Raw genomic sequence first — 15,704 nt, 5'->3', positions numbered from 1 at the left:
AGGTTTTTTATGAAGTGGAGTGTGTTGGTTCTGGCCTTGGCGTTGGGTGGATGTGCTTCGGTGGCGGATATCAAGCAGACCCCACCGACGCTGGCAGTGATCTCCGGGAAAAAACCGCAGGAATATGCGGCGTGTATCGTCCAGAAACTGTCGAAAACCCGTAGGCCATCGCAGATCGAGCCCCACAAGGATGGCGTTCAGGTGATCGTTCCGCAGAAGTTTTCTGCTGATCCGTCGGCCATTTTTGAAATTGAAGAGCGCTCCAGCGGTAGCAGCATCAAACTCTACGAGAGCATGTCCAATGTGCCTATCCGTCCGGGCGACGTGAAGGCCGCAGGGGAGGCTTGCATTTCCGGCTGAGTCTGTCAGCCGCTCACTTTTGAATCCGATCAAGTAACCCGACCTGCCAGTGCAGTGTCGGGTTTTTTGTGTGGAATTTTCAGTGCGTAGCCCTATTCCTTCGGTGCGGGGTGTTGTGGCTATCGAATCATTACCCTACCATTTGTAGGCTTATGCCTAATTCGCCTAAGCATATAACTATAAAAATGGAGTCGTGATGATGTCTCTGGAACGAGTTCTGATGGGTAGCGCGCTGCTGCTGATGCTGGGCAATGCCCACGCGCTAGAGGGGAAGAACGTATTTACGCAAGGTGGTTCGCAGCCGGGAGCTGCGCCGTGCGTAGCCTGTCACGGAGCGGATGGGCTGGGGCTGGCAGCGGCCGGCTTTCCGCGCCTGGCCGGTTTGCCGGCGGGGTATTTGCGCAAGCAACTGGAGGATTTTAAAAGCGGCGCCCGTACTAGTCCGGTGATGCAACCGCTGGCCAACGCCCTGACGGAAGAGGAAATCAACGCTGTGACCCGGGAACTGGCGGCAATGCCTGCGCCGGTGGCCGTTTCGGTGCACCGCAGCGAGATGCCAACCGAAGCTGCGCAAAAGATTGCCCTGCAAGGGGCGTGGGAGCGCCAGATTCCGGCCTGCGTCAGCTGTCATGGCCCGGGCGGTGCGGGTGTCGGCAACGCATTTCCGCCGCTTGCCGGGCAATCCGCGGCCTACCTGGCGGCACAGTTGAATGCCTGGCGCAGTGGCACGCGCCATAACGATCCGAACGATTTGATGGGCCATATCGCCAAATCCCTCAGCGCTGAGGAAGTGCAGGCCGTGGCCACCTATTTTGCGTCGCTGAGCAGCCAGGAGGCCAAGCCATGAAGCTTTTCTTATTGGCAGCCCTCGCCAGCGTGCCTGTCCATGCTGCCACCATCGCCATGGAAGATCAGTCACAGTTGCAGCCCACCGCCAGTCCGACGGCTGCCGCGCAGTTCCAGCCGCCGCAAGAGAGCGAGTTGCCGGATAATGCCTACGGCAAGCTGGTGAAGCAGGGCTACGCCCTGTTTGTCGACACCAGGCGCCTGGCGCCACAATTTGTCGGCAATGGCCTCAATTGCAGTAATTGCCACCTGGACCAGGGCCGCCTGGCGAATTCCGCGCCGCTGTGGGGCGCGTACCCGATGTACCCGGCGTATCGAAAAAAGAACGACAAGGTCAATACCTTCGCCGAGCGCTTGCAGGGCTGTTTCCAGTTCAGCATGAATGGCGGCACGCCACCGGCTGCAGACAGCCCGGAAATTACTGCGCTGTCGGTGTATGCCTACTGGCTGTCGAGCAAGGCGCCGTTGGGCGTCGAGTTGCCGGGGCGGGGGTATCCGGAGGTGCCGGCACCCGCCAAGGGGTACGACCTGGCCCAGGGCGCGGAGGTCTATAAGGGCCAATGCGCGGTGTGCCATGGCGCCGAAGGCCAGGGCCAGAAAGTCGGTGACAGCTACGTGATGCCGCCGCTGTGGGGTAAAGACTCCTACAACTGGGGCGCTGGGATGCACCGTATCAATACGGCAGCGTCCTTCATCAAGCACAACATGCCTCTGGGCAAGGGAGGTAGCCTGAGCGACCAGCAAGCCTGGGACGTGGCGGCCTACGTCAACCGCCACGAGCGACCTCAGGACCCGCGCCTGGTGGAAGGCTCAGTGGAGAAAACCCGGGTGAAGTTCCACGCCAATGACGGCGTCAATCTTTACGGGCAAACGGTGGATGGCGTACTGATTGGCCAAGGCATCCGTTAAACTGTCGATCACCCACAAAAAATGCCGCTGAATCAGCGGCATTGTCTTTTCGGAAATTTATTCATGAAGCGTGAGCAAGTCAGAGAACAACATGCAGGGGGGCATATTTCTGCGACCCATGTGATTCAAAATCCCGCGGATACCGGCGAGTGGATCGTGTTCTTCAAAAAGAGCGGCGGTCGCAGCTATTTCCTGGTGGATGACCAGGATGAAGTCGAATCCTTTTCTCGCCTGGACGACTTGATCGAGACCATTCGCGGCCTGGGCATCAAGTTCGCCGAAATTCACATGTAATTACTTGCAAACTACCGTCACGCTGCGGGTCTTGTAGTTGCCGACATCCTTGCCCAGGGTCTTGTCGCTTTCTTTCAGGGCCGGTGTGCCTTCGGTACCGACGATCCGATAACCGGTGCCCGCGCAGGACGCATCAGCCTTTTCATAGCAACTGGCCCAGGAGTTGGCTTCGCCGGAGCAATCAATGGCCAGGCCTTGTTCGCCGTTTTTCAGGACGGTGTCGGAAGTGGTGGTGCAGCCACCGGTAAGCGCCAGTACCGCAATCAGTGCCAGGATCTTGTTCATGTAGGAGTCGTCATTAGGGTGTTGGAGGGGAAGCGCTGACACTGTCGTGGGGCGTTTCAGGCGAGATTATAGCGAACCGCCATCAAGGTACAGACAAACACAAAAAAGCCCCGATAAACGAGGCTTGATTGGCATTGCTGCGGGTATTACTTGGTCTTGGGACGTTTGCTCGACGCGTGGCCTGCTTCATCTACGAACACTTCGGCCACGGCACAGGCTTGAGCTTCGGTCGCGAATGCCCCGGCAACGCTGTCGCCGTGGAAGTTGATCAAGTGCCAGCCATCTGCTCGCTTGGTGATCAGGTAGCCGTTCACGCCTTTTGGTTCTGACATCTATCAATCTCGTTGTCTGGTTCAAGGCGGTAATGATAGCGCCAAACGGCACGGGGCGGCGCAAGTTGTTGCAGGTCAGTGCCGATCGCCATAAAGCGTGCTAAAAAGGTTTAAGCCCTTTGAGTGACGGGCGCAAGCCGACGATTTCTAACAGCGGCGAAGGCACTAGATTGAATGCCGGCGGAACTTACGCCGACATTTTTTCTCTATGTTGACATCGCGGCGCCAGCAGGACCCATTGTAAGGTGACTGCGGCCTGATTAGACTGCGCCGAATTTCGTACGCACAGCCCTTTGTAAGGACTCATATGATCAAGAAATGCTTGTTCCCAGCAGCCGGTTACGGCACTCGCTTCCTGCCAGCGACCAAGGCCATGCCCAAAGAAATGCTGCCGGTGGTGAACAAGCCACTGATCCAGTACGGCGTGGAAGAAGCACTGGATGCCGGCCTGAACGAAATCTCGATCGTGACCGGCCGTGGCAAACGCGCCCTGGAAGACCACTTCGACATCAGCTACGAGCTGGAAAACCAGATCAAGGGCACCGACAAGGAAAAATACCTGGTCGGCATCCGTAAACTGCTCGACGAGTGCTCGTTCTCCTACACCCGTCAGACCCAAATGAAAGGCCTGGGTCACGCGATCCTGACCGGTCGCCCGCTGATCGGTGACGAACCTTTCGCCGTGGTACTGGCGGATGACCTGTGTGTAAACCTGGAAGGCGACGGCGTCCTGACCCAGATGGTCAAGTTGTACCAGAAGTACCGTTGCACCATCGTCGCGGTTCAAGAGGTTGATCCTCAGGAAACCAACAAGTACGGCGTGATCGCCGGCGACGATATCGGTGATGGCCTGATCCGCGTACGTGACATGGTTGAAAAACCGGCGCCGGAAGATGCTCCGTCGAACCTGGCAATCATCGGTCGCTACATCCTGACTCCGGATATCTTCAAGCTGATCGAAGAAACCGAGCCGGGCAAGGGTGGCGAGATCCAGATCACCGACGCCCTGCTGAAGCAGGCAAAAGACGGTTGCGTGATTGCCTACAAGTTCAAAGGTCGTCGTTTTGACTGCGGTGGCGCTGAAGGCTACATCGAAGCAACCAACTTCTGCTACGAGCACTTCTACAAGACTGGCAAGGCTTACTGATTCACGGTTGCCTGCTTGATCTGGGAAAGCCACCTTCGGGTGGCTTTTTCGTTTTTCGGCCCCATGTAAGCAGGTATGCTGTTGTCCTGCCGAGGAGAGTGAAATGGCCTACGATTTTGACCTTTATGTAATTGGTGCCGGTTCCGGCGGTGTGCGCGCTGCACGATTCGCCGCAGGTTTTGGCGCCAAGGTGGCAGTGGCTGAAAGCCGCTACCTGGGCGGTACCTGTGTGAACGTGGGCTGTGTGCCGAAGAAGCTGTTGGTGTACGGCGCGCATTTCGCCGAAGACTTCGAGCAGGCCAGCGGTTTTGGCTGGTCCCTGGGTGAAGCAAACTTCGATTGGGCGACCCTGATCGCCAACAAGGATCGCGAGATCAACCGCCTCAATGGCATCTACCGCAACCTGCTGGTCAACAGCGGCGTGACCCTGCATGAAGGCCATGCGCGGTTGGTGGACCCGCATCAGGTGGAAATCAACGGTGAGCGCTTCACCGCCAAGCACATTCTGGTGGCCACCGGTGGCTGGCCGCAGATCCCGGAAATCCCGGGGCGCGAGCACGCCATTGGCTCCAATGAGGCGTTCTTCCTCAAAGAGTTGCCCAAGCGTGTGCTGGTGGTCGGGGGCGGTTATATCGCTGTCGAGTTTGCCGGGATTTTCCATGGCCTGGGCGCAAAGACCTCTCTGCTGTATCGCAGCGACTTGTTCTTGCGCGGTTTTGACGGTTCGGTGCGCACACACTTGAAAGAAGAGCTGACCAAGCGTGGCCTGGATCTGCAATTCAATGCCGACATCGAGCGCATCGACAAGCAGGCCGACGGTAGTCTGAAAGCCACCTTGAAAGACGGCCGCGTGCTGGAAGCCGACTGTGTGTTCTACGCCACTGGCCGACGCCCGATGCTCGATAACCTGGGGCTGGAAAACACCGGCGTCAAGTTGGACAAGCGCGGCTTTGTCGAAGTGGATGATCTGTACCAGACTGCCGAACCGTCGATCCTGGCGATTGGCGATGTGATCGGTCGTGTGCAGCTGACGCCGGTAGCGCTGGCTGAAGGCATGGCCGTTGCACGCCGCCTGTTCAAGCCTGAGCAATATCGCCCGGTGGATTACGCGATGATCCCGACGGCGGTGTTCAGCCTGCCAAATATCGGCACCGTGGGCCTGAGCGAAGAGCAGGCCCGTGCAGACGGCCACAAGGTGCAGGTTTTCGAAAGCCGCTTCCGGCCGATGAAACTGACCCTGACTGAGTGCCAGGAAAAGACCCTGATGAAGCTGGTGGTCGACGCCGAGACCGACAAGGTCCTGGGTTGCCACATGGTCGGCCCGGACGCCGGGGAGATCGTGCAGGGCCTGGCGATCGCACTCAAGGCGGGCGCGACCAAGCAGCATTTCGATGAGACCATCGGCGTGCACCCTACGGCGGCGGAAGAGTTCGTCACCATGCGCACGCCGGTGGCGCAGTAGTCAGCCCTCGGTAGTTGCCTCTGGCGCCGTCGCAACGACGGCCGCCAGGCGCAACGCCTCGATGCTGGCCTGGGCTTTGACCAGGTCCAACTCCAGGATTTTGTTGGTCTGCTGATGCTCGGCCAGCGCTTCCTGGCGCGTCTGACTTTCCAGCAGTGCAACCCGCAAGCGTTCCTGCAGCAGGGTGCGTTCGCTGTCGATCAAGCTCACCTGTTCGCTAAGCTGGCGCTGCTGATCGCGGTCCTGGCGGGCCTGTTCCTGCAGTGCGCTCAATTCCTTCACCGTCACTCGATGTTCAATCAGCAGGCGCTCGTTATCGCGATGCAGCTGGGTGATCTCGTCCTGGCGCACCATCGCGCTCTGCTGAGCCTGCCGCAGCTCGGCCTGTACCTGCTGCAACTGACCCTCATGGCGGCGCTGTTCCTGCTCACGCTGATCCTTGATTGCGTTGCGGTAATGCTCGAGAGCATCCCGGGCATGCAGGTGCTTTTCTTCCAGTGAGCGAATCTGCTCGTCCTTGTCGTTGATCCGCAGCTCGTAATCGCTGCACGCCTGGCTCAGCCCGGCGTTGCGGGTTTGCTCGGTTTGCAGGCTGGAGCGGGTGCTTTGCAGCGCCGCACTTTCGTCCGCCAGGGCGGCTGCCTGGATATCGAATTGTTGCTTGAGTTGGCTGTGGGCGGCTTCCAGCTCCTCGACCTGGGCGAGCAGGGCGGTTTTCTGTTGCTGGAACTGCGCCAGGGCCAGGTCGATAGGCTCCTGGGCCTTTTCCTTAAGGCGCTGAGCCAGCCGTGCCACCAGTTCGCCAAGCTCGTCGTCGATGGGCGCTTCGGTGATGGTCTGACGGGTTTCGCTTTCGTCCAGCTCCTTCAAATAGCGGTGAATCGTGGTTTTCGAGCCGGTATTGCCCATCTCAATGCGTACTGCATCGATGCTTGGGTTTTCGCCGCGGGCGAGGATCGCCAAGCGTGCCGTTTGAACTACTGCTTTATTGATGCCGCCGCGAGCCATGGAGTCTCCGTCGATTTAGTACTGTGGTACGTAGTATGTATATACGTACTATATCACGATTATATTTAGGCTCAAATTGATGATTTAACAGATGGGATATTGGCGTATTATCCCGTGTGATCAAGGTTTTGAAGTGGACAGCGCCCAATGGCAGTACAGGTATGAGTGAACTGGACCGTTATCTGAATGCGGCCACCCGCGATAACACCCGCCGCAGTTATCGAGCGGCAATCGAGCATTTCGAGGTGAATTGGGGTGGATTCCTGCCGGCCACCAGCGACAGCGTGGCGCGCTACCTGGTGGCCCATGCGGGCGTGTTGTCGGTCAACACGTTGAAGCTGCGCTTGTCGGCCTTGGCTCAGTGGCATACCAGCCAGGGTTTTCCTGATCCGACCAAGGCGCCGGTGGTGCGTAAAGTCCTGAAAGGGATTCGCGCCGTGCACCCGGCTCAGGAAAAACAGGCCGAGCCATTGCAGCTCCAGCACCTGGAGCAGGTGATCCAGTTTCTCGACCAGGAAGGCCGCGACGCCCGAAGCGCAGAAGACCATCCCCGCTGGCTGCGTGCCAAACGTGACGCCGCATTGATCCTGCTGGGTTTCTGGCGCGGCTTTCGCAGTGATGAGCTGTGCCGGTTGAATATCGAGCACGTGCAGGCAGTACCCGGTTCGGGCATTACCCTGTATTTGCCGCGCAGTAAAAGCGATCGGGAGAACCTGGGTCGCACATACCAGACGCCGGCATTGCTGCGCCTGTGCCCGGTCCAGGCCTACAGCGAGTGGCTCAGTGCTTCGGCGCTGGTGCGCGGCCCGGTATTTCGCGGCATAGACCGCTGGGGCAACCTGGGCGAGGAGGGCTTGCACCCCAACAGCGTGATCCCGCTATTGCGCCAGGCCCTGGAGCGCGCCGGCATTGCAGCGGATCAATACACCAGCCACTCACTGCGCCGGGGCTTTGCCACCTGGGCCCATCGCAGTGGCTGGGACTTGAAGTCGTTGATGACTTACGTCGGCTGGAAAGACATGAAATCTGCCATGCGCTATGTTGAAGCGACACCCTTTCTCGGCATGGCCCGCGCATCCCTCGAGTGATTGAAGGTTTCTTCTATTAATACCGTCCGTTGATAGTGAAAACCAATCGTCAGCATCAGGTTTGCCAATGAGCCATCGGCCGGGAGAGTGGGTAGGATTCACCTCATCAACTTACTAAGCCCTTTTACAAACCTGACGGAGAGTCAACGATGCCTATCATCAACAGCCAAGTAAAACCGTTCAAAGCTACCGCCTACAAAAACGGCAACTTCGTAGACGTGACTGATGCTGACCTGAAAGGCAAATGGTCTGTCGTCTTCTTCTACCCAGCCGACTTCACCTTCGTCTGCCCAACCGAACTGGAAGACCTGGCTGACAACTACGCCGAATTCCAGAAACTGGGCGTTGAAATCTACAGCGTTTCTACAGACACCCACTTTGCCCACGCTGCCTGGCACAACACTTCGCCAGCCATCGGCAAAATCCAGTACACCATGATCGGCGACCCGACCCTGACCATCTCCCGCAACTTCGACGTACTGATCGAAGAAGCTGGCCTGGCAGACCGTGGCACCTTCGTGATCAACCCGGAAGGCCAGATCAAAATCGTTGAGCTGAACGATGGCGGCGTTGGCCGTGACGCTTCCGAGCTGCTGCGCAAGATCAAGGCTGCTCAGTACGTTGCTGCTCACCCAGGCGAAGTGTGCCCAGCCAAGTGGAAAGAAGGCGAGGCCACCCTGGCTCCGTCCCTGGACCTGGTCGGCAAGATCTAAGTCTGTGAAGCACCAAGGGCGGGTTACCGCACCTAAGTAAGCTGCATCCGCCCTCAAAACGCCCGGGCGAGATTCGCTCGGGCGTTTTTTTGTCTGCAATAAACCGAATTAATAGGAAATCGCCCGTATGTTGGACGCCAATCTTAAAGCTCAGTTGAAGTCATACCTGGAACGGGTCACCCAGCCGATCGAGATCGTCGCCTCACTCGACGACGGTGCGAAATCCGAGGAAATGCTTGCCTTGTTGCAGGACGTAGCCAGTCTCTCGACGCTGATTACCCTGCAAAGCGATGGCAACGATGCGCGCAAGCCTTCGTTCTCCATCAACCGCCCGGGTGCCGATATCAGCCTGCGTTTCGCCGGCATCCCAATGGGTCATGAATTCACTTCGCTGGTGTTGGCGCTGCTGCAAGTCGGCGGCCACCCATCGAAGGCCAGTGTCGAAGTGATTGAACAGATTCGCGCCCTTAAAGGCGAGTTCAGCTTCGAGACTTACTTCTCGCTGTCGTGCCAGAACTGCCCGGATGTAGTCCAGGCGCTGAACCTGATGGCGGTAATGAACCCGAACATTCGCCACGTCGCCATCGACGGTGCGTTGTTCCAGGCCGAAGTCGATGATCGTCAGATCATGGCTGTGCCGAGTGTTTACCTGAACGGTGTGAACTTCGGCCAGGGCCGTATGGGCCTGGAAGAGATCCTCGCCAAGCTCGACACCAGCGGCATTGAAAAACAAGCCGAGAAAATCAGCGCCAAAGACGCCTTTGACGTGCTGGTCGTCGGTGGTGGCCCAGCTGGCGCAGCTGCAGCGATCTACGCGGCCCGTAAAGGCATTCGTACCGGTGTAGCCGCTGAGCGTTTTGGTGGCCAGGTGCTGGACACCATGGCGATCGAGAACTTTATCTCGGTGCAGGAAACCGAAGGGCCGAAACTGGCCAGTGCTCTTGAAGAACACGTCAAGCAGTACGACGTGGACATCATGAACCTGCAACGCGCCAACGCGCTGATCCCGGCCAAGAACGCGGGTGAGCTGCACGAAATCCGTTTCGAAAGCGGTGCGACCCTGAAGTCCAAGACCGTGATCCTGGCCACCGGCGCCCGCTGGCGTGAAATGGGTGTGCCGGGCGAGCAGGAATACAAGGCCAAGGGCGTGTGCTTCTGCCCGCACTGCGATGGTCCATTGTTCAAAGGCAAGCGCGTGGCGGTGATCGGCGGCGGTAACTCCGGCGTTGAAGCGGCCATCGACCTGGCCGGTATCGTCAGCCACGTGACCTTGCTGGAGTTCGACAGCAAGCTGCGCGCCGATGCTGTGTTGCAGCGCAAGTTGTACAGCCTGCCTAACGTTGACGTGATCACCAGCGCGCTCACCAGTGAAGTCAAAGGTGACGGTCAGAAGGTTACCGGCCTGGCGTACAAGGACCGTGACAGTGGCGAGTTCAAGACCGTTGACCTGGAAGGTATCTTTGTCCAGATCGGCTTGCTGCCCAACACCGACTGGCTCAAAGGCACCGTCGAGTTGTCGCCCCGTGGCGAGATCATTGTTGATGCCCGTGGCGAGACTTCACTGCCAGGTATCTTCGCCGCTGGCGACGTCACTACTGTGCCGTACAAGCAGATCGTGATCGCCGTGGGCGAGGGCGCCAAGGCCTCCCTGAGTGCTTTCGATCACCTGATCCGCAGCTAAGCTGCCGGCCCTGAAACGAAAAACCCCATGAGTGATCATGGGGTTTTTTTTGTTACAGCGGCGTTGGCTGAATGATTTCAACCCAGTACCCATCCGGGTCTTTCACGAAGGCCAGGCTTTTCATGCGGCCATCACTCAAACGCTTCTGGAAGTCGCAGCCCAGTTCTTCAAAGCGTGCGCAGGCAGCGACAATGTCCGGCACCGAGATGCAGATATGACCAAAGCCGCGCGGGTCAGTGTTGCCGTTGTGATAGGCAAAGTCCGCGTCGTTTTCGGTGCCGTGGTTGTGAGTCAATTCCAGGATGCCCGGAATCGACTTCATCCACTGGGTGCGCGCGGCAGCGTCGGCCGGGATCTGGGCCTTGTCCACCAGGGCCAGGAAGTACAGGCTGAATTCGGCTTCCGGAAAGTCACGTTTTTCAACCAGCGAAAAACCCAGTACGCGGGTGTAGAAATCCAGCGACTTGGTGATGTCCTTGACCCGCAACATGGTGTGGTTGAACACGAAGTTCGTGGTGGCGGTGTCAGGTTGGGCGGTTACGCCCGGGAATGTGTTCAGTTCGTGCAGGCTCATGGGCCCTCCAGTGAAGAATGGGGCAAACGCAGCTCTAGTTCGAGCGATCCCTTGGCTTGCGGCTGGCATCCGTGCAGCCGGTCCATGATACGCAGCCCTGCCGGATGCGCCAAATGAAAAAGGTCACGCAGCCCTTGCGAGCAGCGGGTGCAGAGGCCCAAACTTTGTGGCTTGAACCTTGAGTGTTTTTCGCAATGATCGGATTTCGCGCACCGCTGTTAAGTACCCTGGGCCTGTTGTTGGGCAGCACTGCTGCATGGGCGGCTGACCCGGAAATTCATTGGCCCAGTGGCTGGCAGGTGGAGGAGGTGGTGCCCGACGATCAGGCTCCGGCGCAACCGTCGGCGGTGTCCCGTCAACGTGCGATCAAGAATGATGAAAATGGCGCGACCTTGATGGTCATGGAGTTGACAGGCACTCCGATCGAAACGGGGCATACGGTCAATCTTCAAGGTGTGCTGCTGGAAATGCGCAAGTCCATCCAGAAGGACTTTGCCCAAGGCGGTTATCAAAGTGTGTGCACCAAGATGCACCCCACAACATTGAGCCGCCTTGAGGCGTTGGAAACTACTTGTGTAATCACCGAGAACGGTCGGCATGTGCTGTCGCAAACCCTGGTGGGAGCGGTCGACACCGATAAGGCCTATGTATTTTCATACGCAGGCCAGGCCCAGGCTTACGAATCAAGCAAGGATGAAGTCAGTTCGGTGCGTGAAAGCCTGAAACTTTGAGCGCTGTAGGCAAAGCAGAAAATTAGTCGATTTGCACAAAGTGAAATGTTTTTTAAAGTTCGTTTTTGAAAGAGCCAGGGGCCTGTTTTGTTTCAATATCGATGCCTGTAAGCAAAAAAAGCCCTGCATGTGCAGGGCTTTTCTTAGTGCGTTTGTACTAGCTGCAAAGCATTAGCCGCGAAGCCAGGAATCTACAGTGGCCGCGCCGTATTGTTCTTTCCATGCCTTCAGGCCGCGGTGGTTGCCGCCCTTGGTTTCGATCAGTTCGCCAGTGTGCGGGTTGTGGTAAACCTTGACCACACGTGCACGGCGCTGTTTTGGTGCGGTTGCGACGGAAGCGCCGGACTTGCTCGGGTTAGGATCCAGGATGGAGATGATGTCGCGCAGGCTTTTGCCGTAGGTTTTCATCAGCCCTTGCAGCTTTTCTTCGAATTCGATTTCTTTCTTCAGGCCAGCGTCGTTCTTCAGGGATTCCAGCTGGGCAAGCTGCTCTTGAAGGGCTTTTTCTGCTGCGCGAAATTCGGCGAGTCTGGACAAAATCTATACTCCAATAGTGTATTTGGCTGATATCTACTGCAAACAAAGCGATAAGCCAAGAGCCTTAAGGCGACTCAATGAAAGTGGCCTTCCTGCCAATTCAGCACAGGCAGGAAAAATTGTAGTAGTTAATCAGCCATGAGTAAATCATGTCTTTTGTATAAATAACAATATTTCCGTCGAAGTGGGTGGCTATTCAATGGCTGTTCAGGAATCTAATGAACTCATCGCAAGGTACTGGCTTGCCAAACAGGTAGCCCTGCAAGAAATCAACACCTTGAGCGGCAAGATATTCGGATTGTTCTGGTGTTTCTACACCTTCGGCAACGATACCCAAATCGAGCTTGGCGGACAGTTCAATGATGCTGTCGAGTATATGCCGCGAGAGTGCATCAACACCGATCATCGCGACGAAGCTCTGATCTATCTTCAAGTAATCGACATTGAAGTTGCGTAAATAACCCAGGCTCGAGTGGCCGGTGCCGAAGTCGTCGATCGCAATCATTACCCCCATTTCGTGCAGCGCCTGGAACAACTGGCGGGTGATATCCGTGGGTTCGATCAACTCTCGCTCGGTCAATTCCAGTACCAGAATCACCTTGCCCGGCGGGAAGGCCGCGAGGAATTCCCGGCAGTCTTCCACCAGTTCCAGGTCGTGACAATGGCGGGCGGTGATGTTGATCCCGACATGAAATCCATCCGCGAACTGCTCGGCGTGGGGCGCCAGTTGCAGTGCGGTCCGGCGCATCAAGGCGCGGGTCATTGGCACGATCAGGCCGGAATGCTCGGCCAGGGGAATGAACAGGTCGGGGCGCACCAGGCCTTCCTTAGGGTGATTCCAGCGCATCAGCACTTCACAGCCGGCCCACTGGCGAATGTCCTGGCCACGTACCACCGGCTGGTAATAGGGCACGAATTCATTGGCACCCAAGGCACGTTGCAGCTCGTGAGTCGGCGCCGATGAGCGCTTTTGCAGCCAGTGGGCGAGGATGCCCGCCAACACGCCGAAAAACACCACCAGAACGAACAGTGCAGGATACCGCGCTTGCATGTAGCGCCAGGTTTCGCCCTCCGGCATCCCCGCTTCCACGCTGTAGGTATACCGCTCGGAATCGAGATGATGGTGCGCCACAGGAAATGTCGGCAACGCTTCGCTGTGCACCTTGCCATCCGACGCCAGCCAGTAAGGCCCCACCTGCAACACCAGGTCGGCATACCGGCTGATCAGGCGCAGCGCGTTGGTCAAGTGATAGCCATCAACGGAGGCAAAGGCACCCCGGTCGCCCTCGGTGAGGCGATACACCAGCAATGCGGTATCAGGTGTCACCGGGTTGCCTTTCATCAGCCAAAGGCGGCCGTCGACGTAGTCTTCAGGGTTGACCGGCGACTGGTAGTTGCCACCGAACAACGAGCTGCAATAGATGTTTCTCTGCCAGGACAAGGTCGTGGCGCGCACAAAAGGCCGGCGGGTGACTTGTTCCCGTAGCGCCAATTGTGTCGGGTTATCACACTCATGCCCAGCCAGGGGCAGCAGGGTTTGGGCGGCGAGGGCGGTGTTATCGAGCATCAGGTCAAACTGGCGCACGGCTTCCTGGGCGGTTTGCGCGGTGCTGTGCTCCAGCGTGCGCCCGGCTTGCCAGTACAGGATCAGCACACCCAGCAGAATTGGCAGCGCGCCACTGAGCAGGGTGATGAGGAGGCGGGTGCTCGCTTTTCGTGGGCCTTTGACGGTCAGTGGCATTTGTGCAGCCTGTAGCGGGAAGGGTCAATAAGACGCTCAAATGCGGTCGGGACGTCCAACAAAGCGTATTGGTATTGGCCATGATAGATGGCGGCACGCGACCCTGCATGCTCAATCAAGCGGCAAGCCTGTGGCCAGTTCAATAAACGCCAGGGTCGCCGGCGAGGACTGCCGTCGATCCAGGACCGCCAGCCCCACCTGGCGTTTCACGGCAGGCTTGAGCGGTTTGATCAGGTAGTCCGGCTCGGTGGATTCAGGCAGCGACGACTCGGCGACAATGGTCACGCCGTCACCCCGGCGCACGGTGTCCAGGGTGCTGAGCAATTGTGAGCAGCGGTAACGCACATCCGGCTGCAGCCCGGCACCGACGAACAGCCTTGAGACCAGTTCGGATGACCCGGCCTGGGTCAGGATGAAGGGCTCGCCGCATAGCGCCTTGAGGCTGACACTCGGCTGCGCGCCCAGGTGATGTCCCGCTGGCAACAGCGCGACCAACTGATCCTCGATCAGCGGGAACGTATCGAAGCGCTCTTCAGGCAACACCACAAACCCGACGTCGACGCGCCGCTCTTCCAGCCACTGCATCACCTGCCGATCGGGGCCTTCGTCGACGTGTACCTCGATGCCCGGATGCAGCTCGCGAAAGCGTTGCAAAATCTTCGGCAACAGACGAATCGATGAAGTCGGCCCGAACGAACCGATGCGCAGCGTGCCGCGCTTCATCCCGCGGGCATCGGCGGCTTCCTGTTGCAGTGTATTGGCCAGCCCGAGCATGGCCCGGGCGCGCAGCAGCAGTTGTTGGCCGATATCGCTGAGTTCGACTTGAGACTGATGGCGGCGGATCAACTCCACACCCAATTCCTGTTCCAGGGATTTGATCGCATGGGACACCGCTGACTGGCTGATGCCCAGGCGATTGGCGGCGCTGGTGAAGCCTTGCAGCTCGGCCACCAGGGAAAAGATTTCCAGTTGGGTAAGGGTCATGAGTATTTACTCATTTTACGATGACAAGGGATTAGCCAAACAATATGCCAACCCTGTGTTTTTTGAGTGGAAATCTGATGACCCCGACCTCTGACCGTCTCACGTATTTGAAATTGGCGGCCGTGACCATGATCTGGGGCGGCACCTTCGTGGCCGGGCGCTATCTGGCCGCAGGCCCGGACCCGCTGCTGGCGGCGACCGTTCGTTTTGTGCTGGCCAGCGTCGCCTTATTGGTATTCCTGGGTGTCGCGCGCATTCGCCTGGTGCGCCCGACCAACCCACAGCTGGCGCAACTGACCGTGCTCGGCTTTTTCGGGATCTTTTTCTACAACCTGTGCTTTTTTTATGGCCTGCATTACATCAACGCATCCCGGGCGTCGCTGATCGTGGCGCTGAACCCGGCGGTGATTGGCCTGGCTTCCTGGCTACTGTTCAAGGAGCGCCTGGGCCAGGTGAAACTGTTGGGTATCGCGCTGTGCCTGGGTGGCGCGGGGCTGGTGATCGCCAGCCGCAACCCGCAGCTGTTGCAGGGCGGCGCGCATGCCTGGATCGGTGATCTGTTGATCTTTGGCTGCGTGGTGGGCTGGGGCGTGTACTCGCTGTTCTCCCGCAGCCTTAACCAAAGCCTGGGGCCGTTGCAAACCGTGACCTGGTCGATCCTGTTGGGCACGCTGATGCTGACGATCACCACGCTGGTGACGGGGCGGTTGAGCGTGGCGGCGTTGGGCGCGATTGATCTGCCCCAACTGACGAGCTTGTTGTACCTCGGCGTGCTGGGCTCGGCGCTGGCCTACATCGGTTACTACGATGGCTTGCGTCGCATCGGCGCCACACGCGCGGGTGTGTTCATCGCCCTCAATCCGCTGACGGCGGTGATCTGCGGTGCATTGCTGCTGGGCGAGCACGTCACCGCGCCGATGCTGCTGGGCGGGGCAGTGATCCTGCTGGGCATCTACCTGTGCAACAAACCCCTTGCGCGGCCCAGGGCAATGGGGATTTGATAAGAGTACGG

Annotated in this window: 18 protein-coding genes; 11 read left to right on the top strand and 7 right to left on the bottom strand. The window is 58.3% G+C overall.

The genetic code is table 11. The features are described 5' to 3' along the window. The first annotated feature begins 9 nt into the window (after positions 1 to 9). From NVB75_RS04635 to NVB75_RS04620, 4 genes are all read left to right on the top strand, one after another. On the top strand, positions 10 to 360 hold the full coding sequence (locus NVB75_RS04635; protein WP_017480375.1) for a hypothetical protein: 351 nt from the start codon (positions 10 to 12) through the stop codon (positions 358 to 360). A gap of 196 nt (positions 361 to 556) precedes the next feature. Further along, the gene (locus tag NVB75_RS04630; protein WP_258346207.1) at positions 557 to 1,207 is read left to right on the top strand and encodes a c-type cytochrome; all 651 of its coding nucleotides are present in this window, start codon (positions 557 to 559) and stop codon (positions 1,205 to 1,207) included. Then, complete coding sequence (locus NVB75_RS04625) at positions 1,204 to 2,115, top strand: c-type cytochrome (RefSeq protein ID WP_258346206.1); 912 nt, start codon at positions 1,204 to 1,206, stop codon at positions 2,113 to 2,115. The genes NVB75_RS04630 and NVB75_RS04625 overlap by 4 nt, the downstream gene beginning before the upstream one ends. A 63-nt stretch (positions 2,116 to 2,178) precedes the next feature. After that, positions 2,179 to 2,409, top strand: coding sequence for a hypothetical protein (locus NVB75_RS04620; RefSeq protein ID WP_003212582.1), 231 nt, complete (start codon positions 2,179 to 2,181; stop codon positions 2,407 to 2,409). Here NVB75_RS04620 and NVB75_RS04615 read toward each other — a convergent pair whose 3' ends face one another. Both NVB75_RS04615 and NVB75_RS04610 read right to left on the bottom strand, forming a co-directional pair. Continuing rightward, positions 2,410 to 2,694 carry a hypothetical protein gene (locus NVB75_RS04615; protein WP_003212581.1) on the bottom strand — a complete coding sequence of 95 codons (285 nt, stop codon included), beginning with the start codon at positions 2,692 to 2,694 and terminating at the stop codon, positions 2,410 to 2,412. 146 nt (positions 2,695 to 2,840) lie between these two features. Continuing rightward, complete coding sequence (locus tag NVB75_RS04610) at positions 2,841 to 3,026, bottom strand: hypothetical protein (protein ID WP_003212580.1); 186 nt, start codon at positions 3,024 to 3,026, stop codon at positions 2,841 to 2,843. A 307-nt stretch (positions 3,027 to 3,333) separates the two neighbouring features. Between NVB75_RS04610 and galU the strand changes: the two genes are divergently transcribed. Continuing rightward, a complete protein-coding gene (galU, locus tag NVB75_RS04605; protein WP_003212579.1) occupies positions 3,334 to 4,173 on the top strand; it encodes a UTP--glucose-1-phosphate uridylyltransferase GalU in 840 nt (279 codons plus the stop codon). Positions 4,174 to 4,276: 103 nt separating this feature from the next. Next, positions 4,277 to 5,635 (top strand): glutathione-disulfide reductase, encoded by a 1,359-nt coding sequence (gorA, locus tag NVB75_RS04600; RefSeq protein WP_258346204.1) that lies wholly within the window; start codon positions 4,277 to 4,279, stop codon positions 5,633 to 5,635. Here gorA and NVB75_RS04595 read toward each other — a convergent pair whose 3' ends face one another. Then, complete coding sequence (locus NVB75_RS04595; protein WP_258346203.1) at positions 5,636 to 6,643, bottom strand: DNA-binding protein; 1,008 nt, start codon at positions 6,641 to 6,643, stop codon at positions 5,636 to 5,638. 161 nt (positions 6,644 to 6,804) lie between these two features. Between NVB75_RS04595 and NVB75_RS04590 the strand changes: the two genes are divergently transcribed. From NVB75_RS04590 to ahpF, 3 genes are all read left to right on the top strand, one after another. Then, complete coding sequence (locus tag NVB75_RS04590) at positions 6,805 to 7,731, top strand: site-specific integrase (RefSeq protein ID WP_258346202.1); 927 nt, start codon at positions 6,805 to 6,807, stop codon at positions 7,729 to 7,731. A 149-nt stretch (positions 7,732 to 7,880) separates the two neighbouring features. Beyond that, positions 7,881 to 8,444 (top strand): alkyl hydroperoxide reductase subunit C, encoded by a 564-nt coding sequence (ahpC, locus tag NVB75_RS04585; RefSeq protein ID WP_003173835.1) that lies wholly within the window; start codon positions 7,881 to 7,883, stop codon positions 8,442 to 8,444. Between the two features lie 127 nt (positions 8,445 to 8,571). Next, positions 8,572 to 10,125 carry an alkyl hydroperoxide reductase subunit F gene (ahpF, locus tag NVB75_RS04580; RefSeq protein ID WP_258346201.1) on the top strand — a complete coding sequence of 518 codons (1,554 nt, stop codon included), beginning with the start codon at positions 8,572 to 8,574 and terminating at the stop codon, positions 10,123 to 10,125. A 52-nt stretch (positions 10,126 to 10,177) separates the two neighbouring features. Here ahpF and gloA read toward each other — a convergent pair whose 3' ends face one another. After that, the gene (gloA, locus tag NVB75_RS04575; protein ID WP_258346200.1) at positions 10,178 to 10,699 is read right to left on the bottom strand and encodes a lactoylglutathione lyase; all 522 of its coding nucleotides are present in this window, start codon (positions 10,697 to 10,699) and stop codon (positions 10,178 to 10,180) included. Positions 10,700 to 10,893: 194 nt separating this feature from the next. Here gloA and NVB75_RS04570 point away from each other — a divergent pair, with 194 nt between their 5' ends. Next, positions 10,894 to 11,430: a DUF4946 domain-containing protein gene (locus tag NVB75_RS04570; protein WP_258346199.1), complete on the top strand. Its 537-nt coding sequence runs from the start codon at positions 10,894 to 10,896 to the stop codon at positions 11,428 to 11,430. A 171-nt stretch (positions 11,431 to 11,601) separates the two neighbouring features. Here the strand turns inward: NVB75_RS04570 and NVB75_RS04565 are convergent, their stop codons facing one another. From NVB75_RS04565 to NVB75_RS04555, 3 genes are all read right to left on the bottom strand, one after another. Continuing rightward, complete coding sequence (locus NVB75_RS04565; protein ID WP_017480385.1) at positions 11,602 to 11,967, bottom strand: histone-like nucleoid-structuring protein, MvaT/MvaU family; 366 nt, start codon at positions 11,965 to 11,967, stop codon at positions 11,602 to 11,604. A 196-nt stretch (positions 11,968 to 12,163) separates the two neighbouring features. Further along, the gene (locus tag NVB75_RS04560) at positions 12,164 to 13,708 is read right to left on the bottom strand and encodes an EAL domain-containing protein (protein ID WP_258346198.1); all 1,545 of its coding nucleotides are present in this window, start codon (positions 13,706 to 13,708) and stop codon (positions 12,164 to 12,166) included. Between the two features lie 111 nt (positions 13,709 to 13,819). Continuing rightward, positions 13,820 to 14,692 carry a LysR family transcriptional regulator gene (locus NVB75_RS04555; RefSeq protein WP_258346197.1) on the bottom strand — a complete coding sequence of 291 codons (873 nt, stop codon included), beginning with the start codon at positions 14,690 to 14,692 and terminating at the stop codon, positions 13,820 to 13,822. 77 nt (positions 14,693 to 14,769) lie between these two features. Between NVB75_RS04555 and NVB75_RS04550 the strand changes: the two genes are divergently transcribed. Beyond that, entirely contained in the window at positions 14,770 to 15,693 is a 924-nt protein-coding gene (locus NVB75_RS04550; RefSeq protein ID WP_258346196.1) for a DMT family transporter, read from the top strand. Positions 15,694 to 15,704 lie beyond the last annotated feature (11 nt).

It is taken from the genome of Pseudomonas sp. CBS, assembly GCF_024734645.1.
Lineage (GTDB): Bacteria > Pseudomonadota > Gammaproteobacteria > Pseudomonadales > Pseudomonadaceae > Aquipseudomonas.
Note: the sequence above shows the minus strand (reverse complement) of the source record. Positions and strands in the feature narration are given on the sequence as shown.

What these genes read in the sequence shown, in the direction of transcription:
- NVB75_RS04635 (WP_017480375.1), top strand. Translation starts at nt 10, where the DNA reads ATGAAGTGGAGTGTGTTGGTTCTGGCCTTGGCGTTGGGTGGATGTGCT.
- NVB75_RS04630 (WP_258346207.1), top strand. Translation starts at nt 557, where the DNA reads ATGATGTCTCTGGAACGAGTTCTGATGGGTAGCGCGCTGCTGCTGATG.
- NVB75_RS04625 (WP_258346206.1), top strand. Translation starts at nt 1,204, where the DNA reads ATGAAGCTTTTCTTATTGGCAGCCCTCGCCAGCGTGCCTGTCCATGCT.
- NVB75_RS04620 (WP_003212582.1), top strand. Translation starts at nt 2,179, where the DNA reads ATGAAGCGTGAGCAAGTCAGAGAACAACATGCAGGGGGGCATATTTCT.
- NVB75_RS04615 (WP_003212581.1), bottom strand. Translation starts at nt 2,694, where the DNA reads ATGAACAAGATCCTGGCACTGATTGCGGTACTGGCGCTTACCGGTGGC.
- NVB75_RS04610 (WP_003212580.1), bottom strand. Translation starts at nt 3,026, where the DNA reads ATGTCAGAACCAAAAGGCGTGAACGGCTACCTGATCACCAAGCGAGCA.
- galU (WP_003212579.1), top strand. Translation starts at nt 3,334, where the DNA reads ATGATCAAGAAATGCTTGTTCCCAGCAGCCGGTTACGGCACTCGCTTC.
- gorA (WP_258346204.1), top strand. Translation starts at nt 4,277, where the DNA reads ATGGCCTACGATTTTGACCTTTATGTAATTGGTGCCGGTTCCGGCGGT.
- NVB75_RS04595 (WP_258346203.1), bottom strand. Translation starts at nt 6,643, where the DNA reads ATGGCTCGCGGCGGCATCAATAAAGCAGTAGTTCAAACGGCACGCTTG.
- NVB75_RS04590 (WP_258346202.1), top strand. Translation starts at nt 6,805, where the DNA reads ATGAGTGAACTGGACCGTTATCTGAATGCGGCCACCCGCGATAACACC.
- ahpC (WP_003173835.1), top strand. Translation starts at nt 7,881, where the DNA reads ATGCCTATCATCAACAGCCAAGTAAAACCGTTCAAAGCTACCGCCTAC.
- ahpF (WP_258346201.1), top strand. Translation starts at nt 8,572, where the DNA reads ATGTTGGACGCCAATCTTAAAGCTCAGTTGAAGTCATACCTGGAACGG.
- gloA (WP_258346200.1), bottom strand. Translation starts at nt 10,699, where the DNA reads ATGAGCCTGCACGAACTGAACACATTCCCGGGCGTAACCGCCCAACCT.
- NVB75_RS04570 (WP_258346199.1), top strand. Translation starts at nt 10,894, where the DNA reads ATGATCGGATTTCGCGCACCGCTGTTAAGTACCCTGGGCCTGTTGTTG.
- NVB75_RS04560 (WP_258346198.1), bottom strand. Translation starts at nt 13,708, where the DNA reads ATGCCACTGACCGTCAAAGGCCCACGAAAAGCGAGCACCCGCCTCCTC.
- NVB75_RS04555 (WP_258346197.1), bottom strand. Translation starts at nt 14,692, where the DNA reads ATGACCCTTACCCAACTGGAAATCTTTTCCCTGGTGGCCGAGCTGCAA.
- NVB75_RS04550 (WP_258346196.1), top strand. Translation starts at nt 14,770, where the DNA reads ATGACCCCGACCTCTGACCGTCTCACGTATTTGAAATTGGCGGCCGTG.